This window comes from Candidatus Endolissoclinum faulkneri L2, from assembly GCF_000319385.1.
Classification (GTDB): domain Bacteria; phylum Pseudomonadota; class Alphaproteobacteria; order Thalassobaculales; family Thalassobaculaceae; genus Thalassobaculum; species Thalassobaculum faulkneri.
In genome coordinates this window covers 746,990-765,781 of record NC_019566.1, presented here as the reverse complement: position 1 = coordinate 765,781, position 18,792 = coordinate 746,990, and the positions used below count along the sequence as shown (strand labels likewise).

At 38.3% G+C, this 18,792-nt stretch carries 13 protein-coding genes; 3 read left to right on the top strand and 10 right to left on the bottom strand.

The window, feature by feature from the left end; all coding sequences use genetic code 11:
* Positions 1-241: 241 nt before the first annotated feature.
* From bamA to rpsB, 9 genes are all read right to left on the bottom strand, one after another.
* Positions 242-2,533: an outer membrane protein assembly factor BamA gene (gene bamA, locus A1OE_RS02315; RefSeq protein WP_015088502.1), complete on the bottom strand. Its 2,292-nt coding sequence runs from the start codon at positions 2,531-2,533 to the stop codon at positions 242-244.
* Positions 2,534-2,679: 146 nt separating this feature from the next.
* Positions 2,680-3,792: an RIP metalloprotease RseP gene (gene rseP / locus A1OE_RS02310; RefSeq protein WP_015088501.1), complete on the bottom strand. Its 1,113-nt coding sequence runs from the start codon at positions 3,790-3,792 to the stop codon at positions 2,680-2,682.
* Positions 3,793-3,876: 84 nt separating this feature from the next.
* Complete coding sequence (gene dxr / locus A1OE_RS02305) at positions 3,877-5,061, bottom strand: 1-deoxy-D-xylulose-5-phosphate reductoisomerase (RefSeq protein ID WP_044283245.1); 1,185 nt, start codon at positions 5,059-5,061, stop codon at positions 3,877-3,879.
* Positions 5,055-5,912, bottom strand: a complete 858-nt coding sequence (locus A1OE_RS02300; RefSeq protein WP_015088499.1) for a phosphatidate cytidylyltransferase — start codon at positions 5,910-5,912, stop codon at positions 5,055-5,057. The genes dxr and A1OE_RS02300 overlap by 7 nt, the downstream gene beginning before the upstream one ends.
* Positions 5,913-5,924: 12 nt before the next feature.
* A complete protein-coding gene (locus A1OE_RS02295; RefSeq protein WP_015088498.1) occupies positions 5,925-6,665 on the bottom strand; it encodes an isoprenyl transferase in 741 nt (246 codons plus the stop codon).
* A gap of 1 nt (position 6,666) precedes the next feature.
* A complete protein-coding gene (gene frr / locus A1OE_RS02290) occupies positions 6,667-7,224 on the bottom strand; it encodes a ribosome recycling factor (protein ID WP_015088497.1) in 558 nt (185 codons plus the stop codon).
* Positions 7,225-7,231: 7 nt separating this feature from the next.
* Positions 7,232-7,993, bottom strand: a complete 762-nt coding sequence (pyrH, locus tag A1OE_RS02285; RefSeq protein ID WP_015088496.1) for a UMP kinase — start codon at positions 7,991-7,993, stop codon at positions 7,232-7,234.
* A gap of 45 nt (positions 7,994-8,038) precedes the next feature.
* Positions 8,039-8,965: a translation elongation factor Ts gene (gene tsf, locus A1OE_RS02280; protein WP_148276838.1), complete on the bottom strand. Its 927-nt coding sequence runs from the start codon at positions 8,963-8,965 to the stop codon at positions 8,039-8,041.
* 98 nt (positions 8,966-9,063) lie between these two features.
* Positions 9,064-9,834: a 30S ribosomal protein S2 gene (gene rpsB, locus A1OE_RS02275; protein WP_015088494.1), complete on the bottom strand. Its 771-nt coding sequence runs from the start codon at positions 9,832-9,834 to the stop codon at positions 9,064-9,066.
* A gap of 922 nt (positions 9,835-10,756) precedes the next feature.
* Between rpsB and A1OE_RS02270 the strand changes: the two genes are divergently transcribed.
* From A1OE_RS02270 to A1OE_RS02260, 3 genes are all read left to right on the top strand, one after another.
* Complete coding sequence (locus tag A1OE_RS02270; protein WP_015088491.1) at positions 10,757-11,779, top strand: glycosyltransferase; 1,023 nt, start codon at positions 10,757-10,759, stop codon at positions 11,777-11,779.
* Between the two features lie 67 nt (positions 11,780-11,846).
* Positions 11,847-12,611, top strand: a complete 765-nt coding sequence (locus A1OE_RS02265) for a glycosyltransferase (protein WP_148276837.1) — start codon at positions 11,847-11,849, stop codon at positions 12,609-12,611.
* A 38-nt stretch (positions 12,612-12,649) separates the two neighbouring features.
* Positions 12,650-14,299, top strand: coding sequence for an ArnT family glycosyltransferase (locus A1OE_RS02260; RefSeq protein WP_015088489.1), 1,650 nt, complete (start codon positions 12,650-12,652; stop codon positions 14,297-14,299).
* A gap of 1,590 nt (positions 14,300-15,889) precedes the next feature.
* Here A1OE_RS02260 and A1OE_RS02255 read toward each other — a convergent pair.
* A complete protein-coding gene (locus tag A1OE_RS02255; RefSeq protein ID WP_015088488.1) occupies positions 15,890-18,148 on the bottom strand; it encodes a heavy metal translocating P-type ATPase in 2,259 nt (752 codons plus the stop codon).
* Positions 18,149-18,792 lie beyond the last annotated feature (644 nt).

Genomic DNA, 18,792 nt, shown 5'->3' with positions numbered 1-18,792 from the left:
ATTTAGGAGTATTCATATTGTGAAATGATTTCCTAAAAAAAAACAAATGAGGCAATTGTTTTTTTTATACTCTAGGGCTGATTCTATCACAGCTAATGATTTGCAATTGATCATCGTTTTTAATAAAAAAATTATTATCATTTTTTATCGGATCTAAACCATTATGATCCCATTTAAGGGGTAATTATTTATTTAAGAAGCTTTTTTTAAAAGCACAGTTTGATCTACAGACAAAGAATATTCAAAACTGCGTACCAAAGCTTAAGCGAAATACTTCAGGAACGTCGAAATCTTCTTTTGCTAATACTTCAGCTACATCTACTCGTATTGTACCAAGTGCAGTGGCAAAAGATAAACCAAGTCCTACAGTTGCGCGTATTGAACTCTCATCCGCTATTTTACTATCGCTTTCGTCAACCCCCCATACACTACCAAAATCGGTAAAGATAAATGTGCGCATACCAAGGTCTTTTGGCATGCCGTTTGGAAAAGAAAGCTCAATCGATCCTACATAGTAATTGTTAGCACCTAAGGCGTCTTTGCTAACACTATCGCGTGGACCAATACCACCACGCGCAAAGCCTCGGAAGGAACTAGCACCAACAAAAAATCGTTCTAATATGGAAACTTCTTCACCGATACCTACAATTAATCCACTATTAATAAGCAATGACAATCCCCAAACATCATCTAGTGGATAATAGTAACCAGCCTTTACACTGGTACGAAAAAACCTTTCATCACCACCAGCACCTGCCACTTCATTCGTTATCTGGGTGATGTACCCATCGCGCGGATCTAGGCGGTTATCGCGTTTATCATAAGTTAAAGTTTGCCCAAACTGAGAAACTATCCTTGTTCCTTCCTGAGCTTTGATGTAGCGGGAAGTATTTTCGTCGACTTCTTTAATTTCTATTTGCTCAAGTCTATATCTAATTTGTTGGGTTAGATATGGCTGTAGAGTGTAGTAGGAATGCAGCATTCCGCCAAAGCGAAACTCATCATAGGAACTTTCTTTCTTTTCTCTTGCAGTACGAAAAATATTAAAACCGGCGGCTATATCACGATTAAATAAATAAGGTTGGGTAAAGGCTATATCGAATTCGGTCGCAACATTGGATGTCGTTACTTTAAAAAGTAAATCTTGCCCTCGCCCAAGTAAATTTCTCTCACGAATAGCAACATCACCGATTATTGATTCTGCTGTAGAAAAGCCAATGCCGAAAGATATTTCACCAGTAGATTTTTCCTCAACATCAACATTAACTACGATACGATCTGGCCGACTACCCTCAGTATTTTTTACATCAACGCTTTTAAAAAATCCTAAATTGCGAATGCGTTGCTCAGATATTACCATCTGGTTGATGCTAAAAGCATCACCTTCTACAAAGCTTATTTCTCGCCGAATTATTCGATCTAGCGTTCGCACATTACCTCTTATATTGATTCGTTCAATAAAAACCTTACGCGCTTTACCAATTCGGTAGGTAATATAAATTATTCGCTTTTTAACATCGGTATTCACTTTAGGACTTAAGTCCACGAAGGCATATCCTAAAGTGCCAAGGTAGTTATTGAAGGCGTAGATTGTATCGTCGATTAAATCAGCATCGTAAGTTTGTCCTTCCTTAGTAAGGACAAACTTACGCAAAGCTTTAGAATCAACTTGTGGTAAAAATATCTCAAAGTCACTTGATCCAAAAGTGTAGATGCACCCCTCCTCTACGGTAAAAGTTATAACAAAGGACTTACTATCTGGCGCAAACTCAGCTACGACTGAAAGCACGCGAAAATCTGCATAGCCATTTTTTAAGTAAAATCGACGCAATAGCTCTCTATCGTAACTTAAACGGTCAGTGTTATAAGTGTCATCGAAAGTGAAAAATTTGTAAAATGCATATTCCTTAGTTGTAATGACTCCGCGCAAAGCAGTATCAGTAAATGCCCGATTACCTAAAAAATTGATAGTTCTTACCCGAGTCAGTTCCCCATCGTTGATCTCAAATATCAAATCGACACGATTTTGATCTTGTTGTATGATTTTTGGTTCAACGTTTACAGCATAATATCCAGAACGCTGATAGGTCTTGATTATACTTTGCACATCCTGTTGTACTTGAGTGCGGGAATATACTAAGCGGGGGCGAAGCTGAATTTCGCGCTTTAACTCTTCATCATCGATTCGCTTGTTTCCTTCAAATGCAACGCGATTAATAACAGGGTTTTCTACCACCTTAATCACCATGTTAATAGAATCACGATACATAGTTATATCTGCAAACAGGCCAGTACTATATAAAGCTTTTAGCGATTGGTCGAGTCTTTCCGAATCAAATGTATCACCAGGATGAATCAGTAAGTAGGAACGAACTGTAGCTGGATCGATACGTTTTGTCCCCTCAATCACAATATTTTTAATTACATTCTTATTTATTTCCGCGAACTTTGCCTTCGCTATTGGACCAACTCCAATAGCTACCGTGAAGGTAAGCGCTATCACCTGACAAAAACGGATCAGTTTTATGCGCAAGATTCAAGTCCCCAGTGCTCTAAACTAACTTAATTATCCTGCGCCAACTATACCGGCATAAAAAATCATTTTTGTCAATCGCTAGAAAGTATAGGCATAGGAGGTTACTTATCTGTATATTTCGAATACTGCGATAATGTAAGCAGCTATTTAATCAATGAGCTTAAATAGCTGCTTACATTAAGCCTTATCAGGTCCTTCCATGTTACGAATAGCATGAGTATTACTATAATACTCATGCCAATAACAGAAGCCCATTCATAAACTTGTGGACTAAGAGGTCTTCCACGGATGCTTTCAAGTGCATAAAATATTAAATGACTGCCATCAAGGATTGGTATTGGAAGCATATTGATTAGCCCAAGATTAATTGACAACACAGCTGTAAACCACATCGTAGTTATCAAACCATTATGTGTGACTGTACCGGACAATTCAGCTATGCGCAACGGGCCCCCAAGCTCATCGGTGCTGCGCATACCAATGAGCATTTCCCCAATCGCTTCAAATGTTTGTACAATGATCGAAAAAGTTGTTGTAATGGCTAACATAACTGCTTTTAATGGATTAAGCTTATCAAAAAGCATATGATTAGATTGAATACCGATGCGACCCAAGGATTTTTTATTTCCTGATGAGTCTAAATCTACGACAATCTCTGTAGTAACTGGAACATTGTAAGTCGCTCCATTTCGCTTAATTACCAGCATAACAAGTTTTCCTGGTTGCTCAATGATGATGCGTCTAAGATCAGAAAAGTTAATTATTTTTTTACCATTCACACTAAGTATTGTATCGCCTGACATTATACCTGCACGATCGGCAGGAGAGTTTTTGATCACATTAGCGACGACTGCAGGAGCAAATGATTGACCAACCCACATGTACAGAAAGGATAGAACTAAGATAGCAAATATAAGGTTTGCGACTGGTCCTGCAATAACTATTCCTGCACGAGCATTCGGACTTTTGTAGTAAAAAGCCTCGCGTCGATCTTCCTCAGTATAGGATATACCATCAATGCTTTTATCATCACCAAACATCTTTACATATCCACCAAGCGGAATAGCACATATCTTCCATCGAGTGCCGTTTTTTGCGCTCCAGCCAAACAACTCTAGTCCAAAGCCGATAGAAAAAACCTCAACTCGTACACCATTACGTCGAGCTACAAAGTAGTGACCTAATTCATGAACAAAAACCAATAAGCTCATAATCACTAGAAACGGCAATATGTAGTCGGTGATAATATCGATCATTACAATATTTTGTCCTTAAGCGTCTTGTTATGCATTACACTTATACTTTTGATGAAATACTTGGGCAAAAGTAAATATCCTTCCCTATCTTCGCAATTGAACACCTGTAAAAGCTGATATTATATCGTTTGCAATACGACACCCTTTAGCATTTGCCCTAAAGACTGAGTCAAGGTTATCGATATCTTCTGTAGGACAACGCTGCATTGTTTCATACACTACCGAGATAATCTCGTTAAAACCAATCCGTCCTGCCACAAACGCCTCAACGGCTACTTCGTTAGCTGCATTCATTACACAGGGTGCATCTCCCTTTGTTCGTAAAGCTTCTCGTGCAATATTTATGGCTGGAAATCTATCATTATCAAGGGTAAAGAAGTTAAGCTGACCAATCGACACTAAATCTAAATTTTTCGTTATTGTTTTCATTCTTTGCGGCCAAGCTAAGCAATACGCAATAGGTATACGCATATCTGGAGAGCTAAGTTGTGCGATGACTGATCCATCAATGTAGGAAACTATTGAGTGCACCACAGATTCAGGATGAATTAACACGTCTATTTGCACTTCTGGCATAGCAAATAAATAATGCGCCTCAATAATCTCCAAGCCTTTATTCATAATCGTAGCACTGTCGATAGAAACCTTCTTTCCCATAGACCAAATAGGATGTGCTGCTGCTTGTTTTGGAGTTTTGTAAGCCATTTCTTTACGAGAAAGTGTACGAAACGGGCCACCTGAGGCTGTAAGAGTGATCTTTTCGATTTTATCGCGTTTTTGAGTATCGAATAGTTGAAAAATGGCGTTGTGCTCGCTATCAACCGGTAGGATTTGACATCCTGTACGCATTGCCTCTCTAATAAACAGCGAACCAGCACAAACTAATGCTTCTTTATTAGCTAGTGCTACTGTACAGCCGCGACGTATTGCTTCTAAAGTTGGAGCTAAGCCTGCTGCGCCGACGATAGAGCACATAATCCATTCCGCTGGACGTCTTGCAGCTTCCAGCACTGCTTCGCTACCAGCTGCAGCCTCAATTCCTGTTCCTGCTAGCGAGTCACGCAAAACTGGCCAGGCATTCTTGTCTGCGATAGCTACAAAGGCAGCTTGCAACATCTTTGCTTGTTTTGCTAATAATCTAGCATTGCACTTACAAGCTAAGGCAGATACGATAAATTGCTCAGGCATACGACTAATCAAATCGATTGTATTGGTGCCAATCGACCCAGTAGACCCAAGTATACTGATCGAGCGTGCTTTATCTACCACTTTAGAACGCTCCTTCCGCTTATCCAAATCGCAAACGTAACCATTGGTAAAACAGTCATCATACCATCAACCCTATCAAGAACGCCGCCATGGCCTGGAATAAGAGTACCAGAATCTTTCACATTAAAGTGGCGTTTGATGGCAGATTCTAATAAATCACCAATTTGTGCGACTAAGGTAATGCAAATCGCTATCGGCACTAGTGCAGGTATGCGAGCCTCTTCAAGCACTATAGTAAATATAGTTGCAATCAGCATTGAAGACGCGATACCTCCGCCTAATCCAGCCCAGGTTTTAGATGGGCTTACTTTAGGCAATAACTTCGGGCCGCCAATAATGCTACCGCTAACATATGCGCCAATGTCTGTAGCTACCACACTGGTAATTACATAGATTACTGTTTCTAAACCAAATTCTATGTATGACCGCATCCAAACGATTCCCAAGGTGGGGATTATTGTCATGATTATTGCTACGCCAAGCCAAATTTGTTCTACTATTCGAAGGTGTTTGGCGAATAGTGTAAGAATTGAGGCAAATAATAGTGCACAAACCATTCCTGCTGGAAAGCAGAAAGCAAGCGCCATCAAGAAGCATACTAGCATGACAACTGCTAAAATTAGTCTAGTGCGGTAACGATCGAAAGGAGAAGCAATCAACCCACCCCATTCCCATAACATGCAACTGGCGACTATCAGTATACCGATATCAAATGCTAAGCCACCTATCCATATTAGTAAGCCAGTCGCAGGAAGTAATACCAAAGAGGAAATAACTCGTTTACATAGATCACCAAATCGTTCATTTAATGCCGATAAATACTCAATCCTACCATCCTTGAAGATCTTCATGTGCCTACCTCATTAAACGGTCGTCTGACCATAACGCCGGCAGCGACGAGAAAATTCTTCTAGCGCTTTTACTAGATGGGTTTTACCAAAATCAGGCCAAAGAACGTCGGTAAAAACAAGCTCAGCATAGGCAATTTGCCAAAGTAGAAAATTAGAAATTCGGTATTCACCGCTGGTACGAATTAATAAATCAGGATCGGGAATGCCTTTAGTATCCAAGCTAGAATTTACTATCTCGTTATTGATTGCAGAGGGAGAGAGTTTACCATCTGCTACAGCATTGGCGATGCGACGTACCGCTTTAGTAATTTCACAGCGACCACCGTAGCTTAGCGCTATATTTAAACTAAGACCAGTATTCCTAGCAGTTAGCTGCTCAGCTTTATTAATAAGCGCTACGATATCACCTGTCATTCTATCTCGATCTCCAAGCATTCTAATGCAGACATTATTTTTATGCAACCCAATTACTTCGCGTTGTAAATAGTAACGAAGGATATTCATCAATTCAGAAATTTCCTCTTGAGGCCGGCTCCAATTTTCTGAGGAAAAACCAAACATAGTTAGGTGGGTAATACCGAGTTGCGGAGCGCAATCTACTACTCGATTAACTGCTTTCATCCCTTCTCGATGTCCAAAAGTGCGCGGCATCCCCCGAGAACGAGCCCAACGTCCGTTACCATCCATGATAACTGCCACATGGAGGAGAGAAGCTGGAGAAAGAGAACTAATGAACGGTGTTGCATTCACCATTTCAAACCTGCATGATGTCTTTGTCTTTATCCTCTAAAGCCTCATCAATTTTTTTAACGTATATATTGGTAAGCTCCTGAATATCTTGTTCGTATAAACGACGTTCGTCTCGGCTTAGACAACCATCCTTTTCCAGCTTCTTCAATATATCCATACCGTCTCTGCGTACGTTACGCACGGCAATTTTTGCGTTTTCAGCATATTTTGCCGCAATTCTTCTCACTTGCTTGCTTCGCTCCTCAGATAAATCTGGCAAAGATATATGTATTGTCTTACCGTATGATTGCGGATTCAAACCTAGATCGCTATCGCGAATTGCTTTTTCTACTACTTTGTTCATACCTCCATCCCACACTTGTACCGATAGCATTCGGTGTTCAAGAACGCTAACTGTACTAATCTGGTTTAAGGAAATTTTCGTACCGTATGCGTTTACCATAACTGAATCTAGCATATTAGCTGAAGCTCTTCCGGTCCGCAAACTACAGAAATCGCTTTTTAGATTAGCTACGGCCCCATCCATGCGTCGTTGAATGTCATCGAGATCTAGTTTTGCCATACTTAAGCTACTCCGTAATAATCGTGTAACGACCTTTAGCTTGAACTACATCGGCAAATGCTCCGCTGTTGTTTATGGAAAATACGAGAATTGGGATATCGTTTTCGCGAGCAAGTGAGATCGCAGAGGCATCCATTACTTTTAAGTCACGTGTAAGTACTTCCATGTAGCTCAAACGGTCATAGCGTTTTGCGGTTGATACCTTCATCGGGTCAGCGTCGTACACACCATCAACCTTGGTTGCTTTTAATAAGGCCTGACAACCCATCTCGGAAGCACGCAGAGCGGCAGCGGTATCAGTAGTAAAGAACGGATTTCCTGTGCCGGCAGCGAAGATAACTACTCTTCCCTTATCCATATGCCGCATGGCACGCCGACGTATGTAAGGCTCGCAAACTGCTGCGATTGGCAAGGCAGACATAACTCTGGTTTGAATATTGTGGCGTTCTAGGGCACTTTGCATGGCCAATGAATTAATTATTGTAGCTAACATACCCATATAGTCTCCGGTTACTCGTTCTATTCCGGCAACTTTTGCAGAGATTCCACGGAAAATGTTTCCACCGCCAATAACTAGACAGATTTCAGCGCCGGATTTAGAAACCAAATAAATCTCGCGAGCTACCCAATCAACCATCTTCGGGTCGATTCCATAGGCAAAGTCACCCATTATAAATTCGCCGGAGATTTTTAGAAGGACACGTCTGTAGGATGTAGTTGATTTTTTAGCTTCATTTTTTGCTGTTTCTTGGCAGCTGTTTTTTGCCATGCGCCTCTCTCCTTGTCGCTATGGCTTTTATTTTTTATAGCCAGCTTAAGAAGCCAGGGATGCAGCAACTTGAGTTGCGAAATTAGCCTCCTTGCGTTCTATGCCTTCACCAAGCTGAATACGAGCAAAACCACTCAGGTTAACTGGTGCGCCAACACTGTTACTTGCGTTCTCAACAAACTCTGAAATTTGGATTTCTCCATTTATAACAAATTTTTGTTCTAAAAGAACGACATCTTGATAAAACTTTTGCATACGGCCTTCGATTATCTTGGCAGTAATATCATCTCTATTTTTGATAGAATCAATCTGCTCTGTAAGAATGCTACGCTCTCGCTTAGTAGCTTCCTTGTCCAAATCCTCGATAGAAAGACACCTCGGAGCTGCAGCGGCAACATGCATAGCAATTTGTTTGCCGATATCATAGAGCTTAGCTTTGTCCCCTGTAGAATCTAGAGCAACCAAGACGCCGATCTTACCTAATCCAGGTTGCACAGCGTTGTGAACATAAGGCACTACAACCCCATCGGATACTGATAATATTTTTGCTCGACGTAAGGAGATTTTTTCTCCTATGATTGCGACATTGCTAGCCAGTTGTTCGGCAACAGTACGGCAAGTTGCTGGATATGTTATATTGTTTAAGTTTTCTATATCTTCCCCATGTCGAACTACCAAATTGGTTACTGTTGAAACAAAGTTTTTGAAAACTTCGTTCCTTGCCAAAAAATCAGTTTCAGAGTTGACCTCTAATATGGCACCCTTATTGTCATTTACCACAACACCAACTAGACCATCTGCGGCTATGCGGCTTGATTTTTTTGCTGCTGCAACTAATCCTTTTTTGCGTAGCCAGTCTACAGCAGCATCGAGATAACCTCCGGTCTCAATCAAAGCTTTTTTGCAATCCATCATTCCTGCGCCGGACTTCTCGCGCAATTCTTTCACCAAAGAAGCAGTAACAGTCATGATTTAATCCTCTTGCGCTAGTAATGTTTTATTAATTTGACCATAATTATAGCCTAATTTTTAAGTAGTTACAGTTTGGTTGACCAAACTGTAAAGACAAATTATAAAGAAGCGTTCTCATTAGCGAGTTTTGATTCAGTTGAAGTACCGTTACACTCGCTAACACCAATACCGGAAGCAGCTGCTTCAGCTTTAATACCACCAATGACAGCTTGTCCCATTAATTCTGTATACAGTGCAATAGCACGTATAGCATCGTCATTACCAGGAATTGGATAAGTCAAGCCATCTGGATCACAGTTGCTATCTAAGATAGCCACGACAGGTATATCAAGCGTGTTTGCTTCCTGAATTGCGAGAGACTCTTTGTTAGTATCGATTACGACCATAATATTAGGTAACCCACCCATCTCTTTAATTCCGTCCAGTGCGCGTCCAAGTTTATCGCGTTCACGAGATAAGCCGAGCGTTTCTTTTTTAGTTAAGCCATCTATCCCTGCTTCCATACGTTCCTCTAACTCCCGTAAACGTTTAATCGAATTAGATATAGTCTTCCAGTTTGTTAGCATGCCGCCAAGCCATCGGTGATTAACATAATACTGGCCGGATTCTTGTGCAGCTTTAGCAATCATGTCAGCAGCTTGGCGTTTAGTACCAACGAATAATACTCGTCCATTGTTAGCGACAATATCACGCACTGCCTCAAGAGCCTGATGCAATAGCGGAACGGTTTGACGCAGATCTAGGATATGGACGTTATTGCGAACGCCGAAGATATATGGTTCCATTTTTGGGTTCCAGCGTCGGGTATGATGCCCAAAATGGACACCGGCTTCGAGCAGTTGGTGCATGGTAAAATTAGGAACAGTCATGTTTTTTCCTTAAAGGATTTGTTTTTTCTGGTTCAACCTTAACGAGCAACAGCTTAAGGTACGGTTTGAACACCTGAGGAATCCATAACCAATTACAAGAAACTGAGTTCGGAAAAAGCTTGTTAGTGTGCAGACTATTGTAAGTTAGCATCTAATCATAAAATTATTGCCCATAAACCCATTTTCCAGAAAGCAAAACTAGTTATTCCATAAGAAATCTTTGACGTTTTATAACGCTGCTGCGGACATATATGCAAGCATATAGAAAAATATTGTTTTACTAGTTAAATATAGTGATTAGTTCAAAGGAGATTTGTTAGTTAAAGCTTGTTATCATAGTTTACGAATTGTCATTTGACAATATCAATATTGTATTGATTATATTAAAGTAGTTTAAAAACTTTTTATTGCTTAGGTAGCAAATATTTAATGATAAAATTTCAACTTTTATGAAATTTCAGATGATAAATTGTCGCCAATGCGTAAAAGTATTTGCCTTACTTTGATAATCTACTAAATATTTGTTAAATTCATGAGCGTTTAAGTGCACTGAATTACTTACTACAATGCATTTGATAATCATTACTTAAGCATATTGCAAATCAACTTAAATTTCCACACTTAAAGTCCAACTAACCGATACCAGACGCTGTGTTAGTTATTTATTTTTAATGCAAATATCGCTTTATTGTATCTATAAAATAGATTCAATTTTAAGTTGACTAGTCAGTTACTATAATCAAATCAATAGCAAAAAATTTTGCTAGAAAAATTTATAAAATTTCATGCAGCTTGTAGAAGCATTTTGACGCTGCTTTCTTTAAAAGATTTTTGCGTCAGCTTATCTAAATTTGTGATAACTTGTTTTATGACTTAAACTTCAACTGATTAACCTAAACATCTATGCTGACTTAAAAATATCATGCGAATACTTTCGATCATAGCGGGTGCCGTTAACGGTGGAGCAGAGACATTTTTTGTTAACATAACTAGTGCACTTGCCGAAGCAGGTGAACAATGCAGGGCAGTAATTCGCCCTAATCAGCACCGTCGTGCTGCTTTAGAAGCTGCTGGGGTATGGGTTTCAGAAGCACCTTTTTGCTCTTGTATGGATTTTTATACTAAAAAATCTCTTCATAATGTGATAACAAAATTTCAACCTGATATTGTGCTGTCTTACATGAAGCGTGCTAGCGCGTTTATGCCAGAAGGAACGCATGCTAAAGTTGCTCGATTGGGCGGGTTGTACAACTTAAATTATTTTCTTAATTGCGACCATCTGGTTTGCATAACAGAGGGAATTCGCCGCTATGTCATCGATCAAGGCTGGCCCAATGATCAATGCAGTGTGATCTATAATTTTGCTGAATGCGACAAAACCCCAGCACTTGATCGCGCATCTCTAGGGGTGCCTGAGGAAGCGACAATAATTTTTACTCCGTCTCGTCTCCATAGAGTGAAGGGTTTAGATTTGCTTATGCGCGCTATAGAAGATCAAACTCAGATTTATCTATGGATAGCCGGTAGTGGTCCAGAAAAAAAATTGTTAAAAAGATTATCATTGGAGCTAGGTATAAACGATAGGGTAAGTTTTTTCGGATGGAGACGCGATACTGGAGCTTTCTTTCGAAGTTGTGATATAGTAGTTTTACCCTCACGGTACGAGCCTTTTGGGACAGTTATGCTTGAAGCATGGGCTTATGGTAAACCTCTAATCGCGACCAATACTGATGGACCTGTAGAATTTATATGTAATGGGAGCGATGGTTTGTTAGTTACAAAGGATGAGGTAAACTCACTGCGTGATGCTTTGCTTTTGATGATACAAAATAACGAGCTAGCGCATCGGTTAAGTAACGCTGGTAGCGCTCGACATGCTGCCGAGTTTAGCAAGGTTGCCTGTATCGCTAATTACAGGGCGCTCTTTCGAAGACTGTTAAGGTGAAGTATTTAAGATTATAGGTTTTATTTTCGCATTATTCACCAGTATGTTTATAGAAAAGATGCTATAAATTATTCGTTTAGCCAATCAAATTCATCCATCTTCGATTAGTGTCATTATCCCCGTGCGGGATGAAGCAGGAGCCATAGCAACTTTATTGCACGAGGTGCTTGATAAGATTGGAGCATTCTATCACGTACAAGTTGTAGTTGTTGATGACGGCAGTTGCGATGAAACTTATGAGATTGTGCAGCAACTAGCAACTAATGATTCACGCATAATATTGGCTCGTCACTCTAAAAGATCGAATAAAAGTGCAGCATTGCGCACTGGGGCAATGCTAGCAACTGCTCTTTGGATAGCAACAATAGACGGCGATGGCGAAAATGATCCAGCGGACGTGCTAGCGATGGCTGCTCAAATAGATCTGACAAAAGTTGGTAAAGTCGGTCTTGTGGCTGGCATACGTCGACACCGCACTGCGGGAATTAGACGTTTAGTAGCATCACGTATTGCGAATTTCTTGAGGCAAATTTTATTGCGTGATAACTGCCCCGATGCGGCTTGCGGACTCAAAGTAATCCTGAGGCCATTATTTTTAGCTTTTCCTTATTTTGATAGCCTGCATCGTTATATGCCTGCGCTAACTAAACGCTACGGCTATGAAACGCTGCATGTTTCAGTTAACGATCGGCCTCGTAGAGTAGGAAGATCTAAATATAATAATATTAGCCGTGCCTTAGTAGGAATCATCGATTTGCTTGGTGTATTTTGGTTATTACGTCGCACTACTTTAGGTAGTACTCTGATCACAGAGCACAAAAAGATACAATAAATTGTAATGTGTCTCAAAAATTTTAGGTAGTAAATATCTTGTTAATTCGACATTGGATTATAGTACTATCAATCGCTTTAATCGCTTTAATGCCTGGTATTTTTCAAATACCAGTCATGGACCGTGATGAAGCACGTTATGCTCAAGCATCACGTCAAATGTTAGAAACTGGTGATCTAGTAGATATAAGATTCCAGAATTTGCCGCGCTATGTGAAACCGATTGGTATTTATTGGTTGCAGGCAGCCAGTGCAAAAATTCTTGCTGGTGGTCCGCAAGTTGGCATTTGGGCTTATCGCTTTCCATCTCTCTTGGCAGCTATCAGTATAGTTGCAATGACTACATGGCTATCTGCTCAATTAGGATCGGCGGAATCGGGAGTTGTTTCAGGTATTGTTATAGCTCTGGCATTGATTACAAGCGTAGAAGCACGTACTGCTAAAACAGACGCGCTTCTAGTCGCTACTATTCTGGCAGCACAAATTGCTCTGCACCGAATTGCTACTCGTCCCAAAAAACCTGAAAGATTTTTTACTGGTAGGTTACGCTCGCCTTTAGCTTTTTGGATGTTTCATGGGATCGGTTTGTTGATCAAAGGGCCGATAATTACTCTTGTACTTGGAACTACCATTACTTTTTGGTGCTTGTGGAACAATAATCGTGAGTTGCTACAACGTCTTTACTGGATTTCTGGTATTGTCCTAAATGTTGTTATAGTAGCTCCTTGGATTATAGCGATTAGCATGAATTCTGGGACTAGCTTTCTAGAGGAATCCATTGGTCATGCGCTCTTGGGGAAGATTACGAGAGGGGATGACCACCATGGTGCACCGCCTGGATATCACATGCTATTATTCTTTTTAGTATTCTGGCCATGTAGTGCTTTGGGTGCAGGCACCGCGATTTTCGCGTGGACTCGTCGAATATCTCCAGATATACGATTCTTGATATGTTGGATTGGACCTACCTTTGTAGTATTTGAATTGGTTGTAACTAAATTACCGCACTACACTTTTCCTACATATCCAGCTATTGCAATTCTTACAGGTCTATTTTTGACAACTGGTACTAATTTAGTATCTGTAGGAAAAGGCTTTATAGTTCAGAAACTGTTTAATTTTATTGTGATTTTAGTAAGCATTTTGTTGGCTATTTTCCCAATTATTGCTGAGATTTATCTTGCAGGCGGAGTAACTTTTTTAAGCATCAGCGCTTTTAGCGCTGGCATTATTTTAGTCATATTAATGGTTCGTTTTTTAATTGAATTATCTTTGCAGCGGTTGATTCATTTAGCTGTTAGTGTTTGTATTTTTTACACTTTAATTTTTGCATTGGTGATTCCGTCACTTAATCGACTTTGGATTGCTCAATCGCTCTATAAGCTTGTTTTTAAAGAAAGAAATTGTAAGAATAGACAATTAGTTATCGCTGGATTTTCAGAACCAAGCATAGTTTTTGTCCATGGCACTAATACCAAATTGAGCAATGCCGAGGGAGCAGCAGATTTATTATACAATAAGCAATCGACTTGTATCATAGCTGCGATCGAACATAATCAGCAGGAAGAATTTCTTGCTGCTACCGCAGCTCGCTTTATGCAAGTAAAGTCGATTGGAGAAGTGTGTGGATTAAATTACTCGCATGGCGATAAGGTAAATATCACGGTTTATCGATTAGCTGAGCAATAATTCTTTATCAAAAATGTTCCATTGTGTTGCTGGTTAGTTAGGCAAAAATCGAGCAAATGCTATAGTAGCCTATTTTAGTATTGCTTTACTTTTTATCCCTACTGCAATTAGGTTTAAGCTAAAAATCAGAAGTATGGTTTACAATAGCGATCGTAATCAATATTTATTAGCTACCGTTTAAAAAAAAACTAATTACGATTGTAGCTATTTTATTTAAAGTATGGATAGATTTGTTTGTGGTTAATTAAAGTACTTTATGATACTCATGACTAGTTAGTATTTGATACGAATAAACCTATTAGTGGTTTAACAAATTACTTATGTAAAGTGTTATAAATCTTTCCAAGTGTATTTAAGATAAAACAATATTAAGTGATTGTACAATTATTATTGAAACTAATCAATATAACCTATTGCGCACTAAAACTTTTATATAAATGCTAAATTTTTCATATAAAGACTTATGAAAAAATTATTTAAGTAGTATTTTTACTTTCTTTTTGTTAAAGAAGTTAATACTAATTTTAAGTATATATTGATACTTTGCATGATATAATCAATTGATGTTTAAATGACTGGATATTCGGCAATATGTTAATTTTTTTTTTCTAAAAAATGGAATATTTTCCGTGTTCTAGTGGAAAATAAGTTTCTGATAAATGATAAGAAATAGTATCCATTCAATAATGGCTTGCTATCTTTATAAGATAGATTAATTTTTAGGATTAAAAAATAAATAAAGATCTGTTGCGATAAGTTTTTGGTTTAAAGCAGGTAAAATTTATCTTCCTTTTCTTCAACCGTTTTGCAATTATCATACTAAAAAGTTAACAATGGCTGCACACATGAGCTAATATTGTCTAGGTGTTAGAATTTTTCTAGTTTAGTGTGCAGAAATTTAATATCCAAGTCATGCAATCAAGTATAGTAACTTCGACATAAATTATCGATTATTCTTTAAGATAATATTAGTTAAATTTATTTAGCCTTATTTATATAAAAAATGTCTTAAGAAGTAACTGGATTTGCTATTTTTATTCAAATGCCTAAAACTATTTAATAAGTTTGAACTCTAGGAGATACGAGTAAACTTTACTTAAAAAGCGAATCTTTGGATGAATTGGAAGCGGTATAAATAATATTCTCTTGTTTTAAGCAAAATCTCTAACGCTCTTCTTGCCGTTAAGGAGCTTAGCTAAAAAATAAATAATATCAATTCTATTAATAATTATGCTGAATTTTATTAAAGATTATCGTATTTTTAATAGAAATTTAGTACCTGCTTAGATGATTATTGATATCTCTAATTTGATACTAATACTCATGCTGTGGAACATGGTGCATTCTCTTGCCTTAATTTAAATTATTATTAACTAGAATAATTTAAATTAAATTTAATTATGTAAAATTTAAGCCTTAGTTTTACAGCGGCAATAGGAATTTTCTCAAAATTAACAACAAGAAATTATATTTATAAAACAAAAGGGAAAATAGTATTTATTTAAAATAAACGCTGGAATAATAAATTTTTGATAAAAATTTTAATGTAAGAAAAATGTTTAATAAATATTTAAGATAACTTAATTGAGATTATTTATTGGCATAGGTTGAAGCGATCATACGGTTTGACATTATGATTAAGCGTAATGCATTAACAATCACAATAATCGAAGAACTAGACATAGCAATTGCCGCAATAAGCGGAGTTGCGTAACAAGCAATTGCCAAGGGAATAGCAATGCCGTTGTAGCAAAAAGCGAATATGAGATTTTGTAACATTATTTGCTTGGCTTTGTAGGCAATTATAATAGCAATAACAACAGCATTCATATCTTTGCCAAGAAAAATTACTTTAGCGACTGTGCGGCTTACGTCAGAAGCATTGCCAGGCGCAATAGATACATCAGCTGCAGCCATTGCTGGAGCGTCATTTAATCCGTCACCAATCATTAGAACACGATGCCCTTTTGCCTGTAGCGTTTTTATAGCATTAACCTTCTTATCTGGGGTAGCTCTTGAACTCCAAGTTGTAATTCCAACACGACGCGCAACGTCTGCTACTCTATCTTCACTATCTCCAGAAAGCAAAATTGGAGATAGCCCCAAGGAAATCATCTTTGCTATTGCAGCGTCAGTACCTGGACGAGGCAGGTCAACCATGTTGAATACGCCTATCAAATTACCGTTACAAGATAACACTGAAGCATTTAGATAATCCATGGACAAGTATTTTAAAAAAGCCTCATTAGAAAGGGCCCAATTAGGTCTGCCAAGACGCCATATCTCGCTGTCTATCAAACCCTCTAAGCCTTTACCAATATGCTCGTTAACGTTCTCGATGCCGACAACAGATGTTGTTGAACCAATTGAATCTGCTATGGCTTTAGATATTGGATGACGGCTATGTCTTGTTAACGTAGCGGCAATATTTAAAGCACTTTTAGAAAAATTTTTCACGCAGCAATCGTCTATCGTCGGGATAGTAATTGTACCAGTCTTATCTATGATAACTTGATCAATCTTAGCTAGAATTTCTAATGCATTACTTTCACGCAACAATATGCGATATTTCATCAGTATCTCTGCGGCGATTACCTGTACTATTGGAGTCGCTAATCCCAGGGCGCATGGACAAGTAATTATCAAAACAGTGATTGCTGTACTTAAAGACTGACGAAATTCTTTTCCAATTATCCACCAACCGATGAAGGTTGCTATAGCGATCAAATGCACTGCAGGAGCATATAATACTGCAGCTTTGTCCGCTAAATTGCTAATCATCGGTCGGTTATTTTCTGCTGACTCTAGCATTGAGCGCATTTCGCCAAGAAAAGATGCTTGGCCAACTCTAGTAGCGCTTAGGGTTAACGAGGCATCGAGCACTATCGCACCGGCTGCTATAGTATCGCCGATTGCTATATTGACCGCTTCGCTTTCTCCGGTAACAATTGTTAAATCAACCCGCGAAAAACCGTTGATAACTATACCATCTACTGGTACTCGATCCCCAGAAGATACTAATACTTTGTTACCGGGCACAATTTGAGATATTGGGATCCAGTTTATTGTTCCATCAGAAGATATGACTGAAGCTCCACTTGGAGTCGTACGATCCAATGTACGAAGAGCTGATCCAGCGCGCGAGCGCAACATATGGTTAAGGGTTTGACCGATTAGCAAAAAAAATAATAAAGTAACTGAAGCATCAAAATAGGTATGTACTCCACCTATCAAAGTTTCATGTAGAGACAATCCAGCTGCTAGAATGACAGCCAATGAAATTGGTACGTCCATATTCAAGTGCTTGGCTATAATTGCCTTCAAAGCTGATGCAAAAAACGGTCGCCCTGAAATAGCAATCGTAGGAACAGCGATGCAGGCTGAGATCCAATGAAATAAGTCACGTGTAGCATCATCTGCACCAGACCAAATAGATACAGAAAGCAACATAATATTACCGGAACCAAAACCTGCTACTGCGAGTGCAAAGAGTAAGCGACGCAAAATCGCATCGGGCGCTATTTCAATCTCTTCAAGAAGATTTGCGCGATAGCCAGCATGGTCTAGTGCATTAAAAATTTCATCTGAGTCAACTAATGCACTTGGCCACTTCACACTAACGAAGCGCTCAGTAAGATTTACTCGTACGTCAATAACTCCTTCAATCTTACTTATTGCCTTTTCGATGGTAGTTATGCAAGCTGCGCAATGAGCGTCTGGTATAGCTAAACGAGTAACAACAAGCCCGTTGCCAATATCTTGCGACGCGTTAAGCAATTCACACTTGCTTGGCCTTTGTTGAGTGTTATTAGGCAAAAAAATTGGGTTGTAGGAGGTGCAGCAGGACATGTAAGTCTTTTTTTTGTTTAACGGACTTGACTCATCATTGATAAGCCTTACTCATAACATTATTTAGTTAAGTGTAAATAATAAAACTATTTTGAGCGAGAAATATCTTTAAGGTTAGCAATAGTTAATGATATTTAACTATTAATTTTAAACTGAATCAATAACCAAACATTGTAAATGACTTGTCATTTTACTTTTATATTAATAACATTAAAGATTTTTAAATAGATTCAATAATCGCAATAATAAAATAAGTTGGTGATTTGTAACCGATCACTAGTTAACAGATTATAATAGAATTATAAAATGAAAAATATTTAATTTTATTACTCTTAATTCAAACTTATCTACAGTAACTGTAGCAGCAAGATTAAATCAATCATAACTAAAAAAATACTGCGCTTTATTAATTATCAATTAATAAGACAAGAAAAATCAACTAAAAAATAAAACAGCATATTATAGTTGAGATAAAAACAAATTTAATTTACAATATAAATAGCCTATGTTTATTAAATGCTTTTGATTAATATTATTTATTTTAATAAATAAAACTCAATATGAATAACTAAGGCTTTATTGCTCTTCATAATTTATTGACTATAAACCTGAGGATTTTACGAACTAATTGATATAGTTAATTT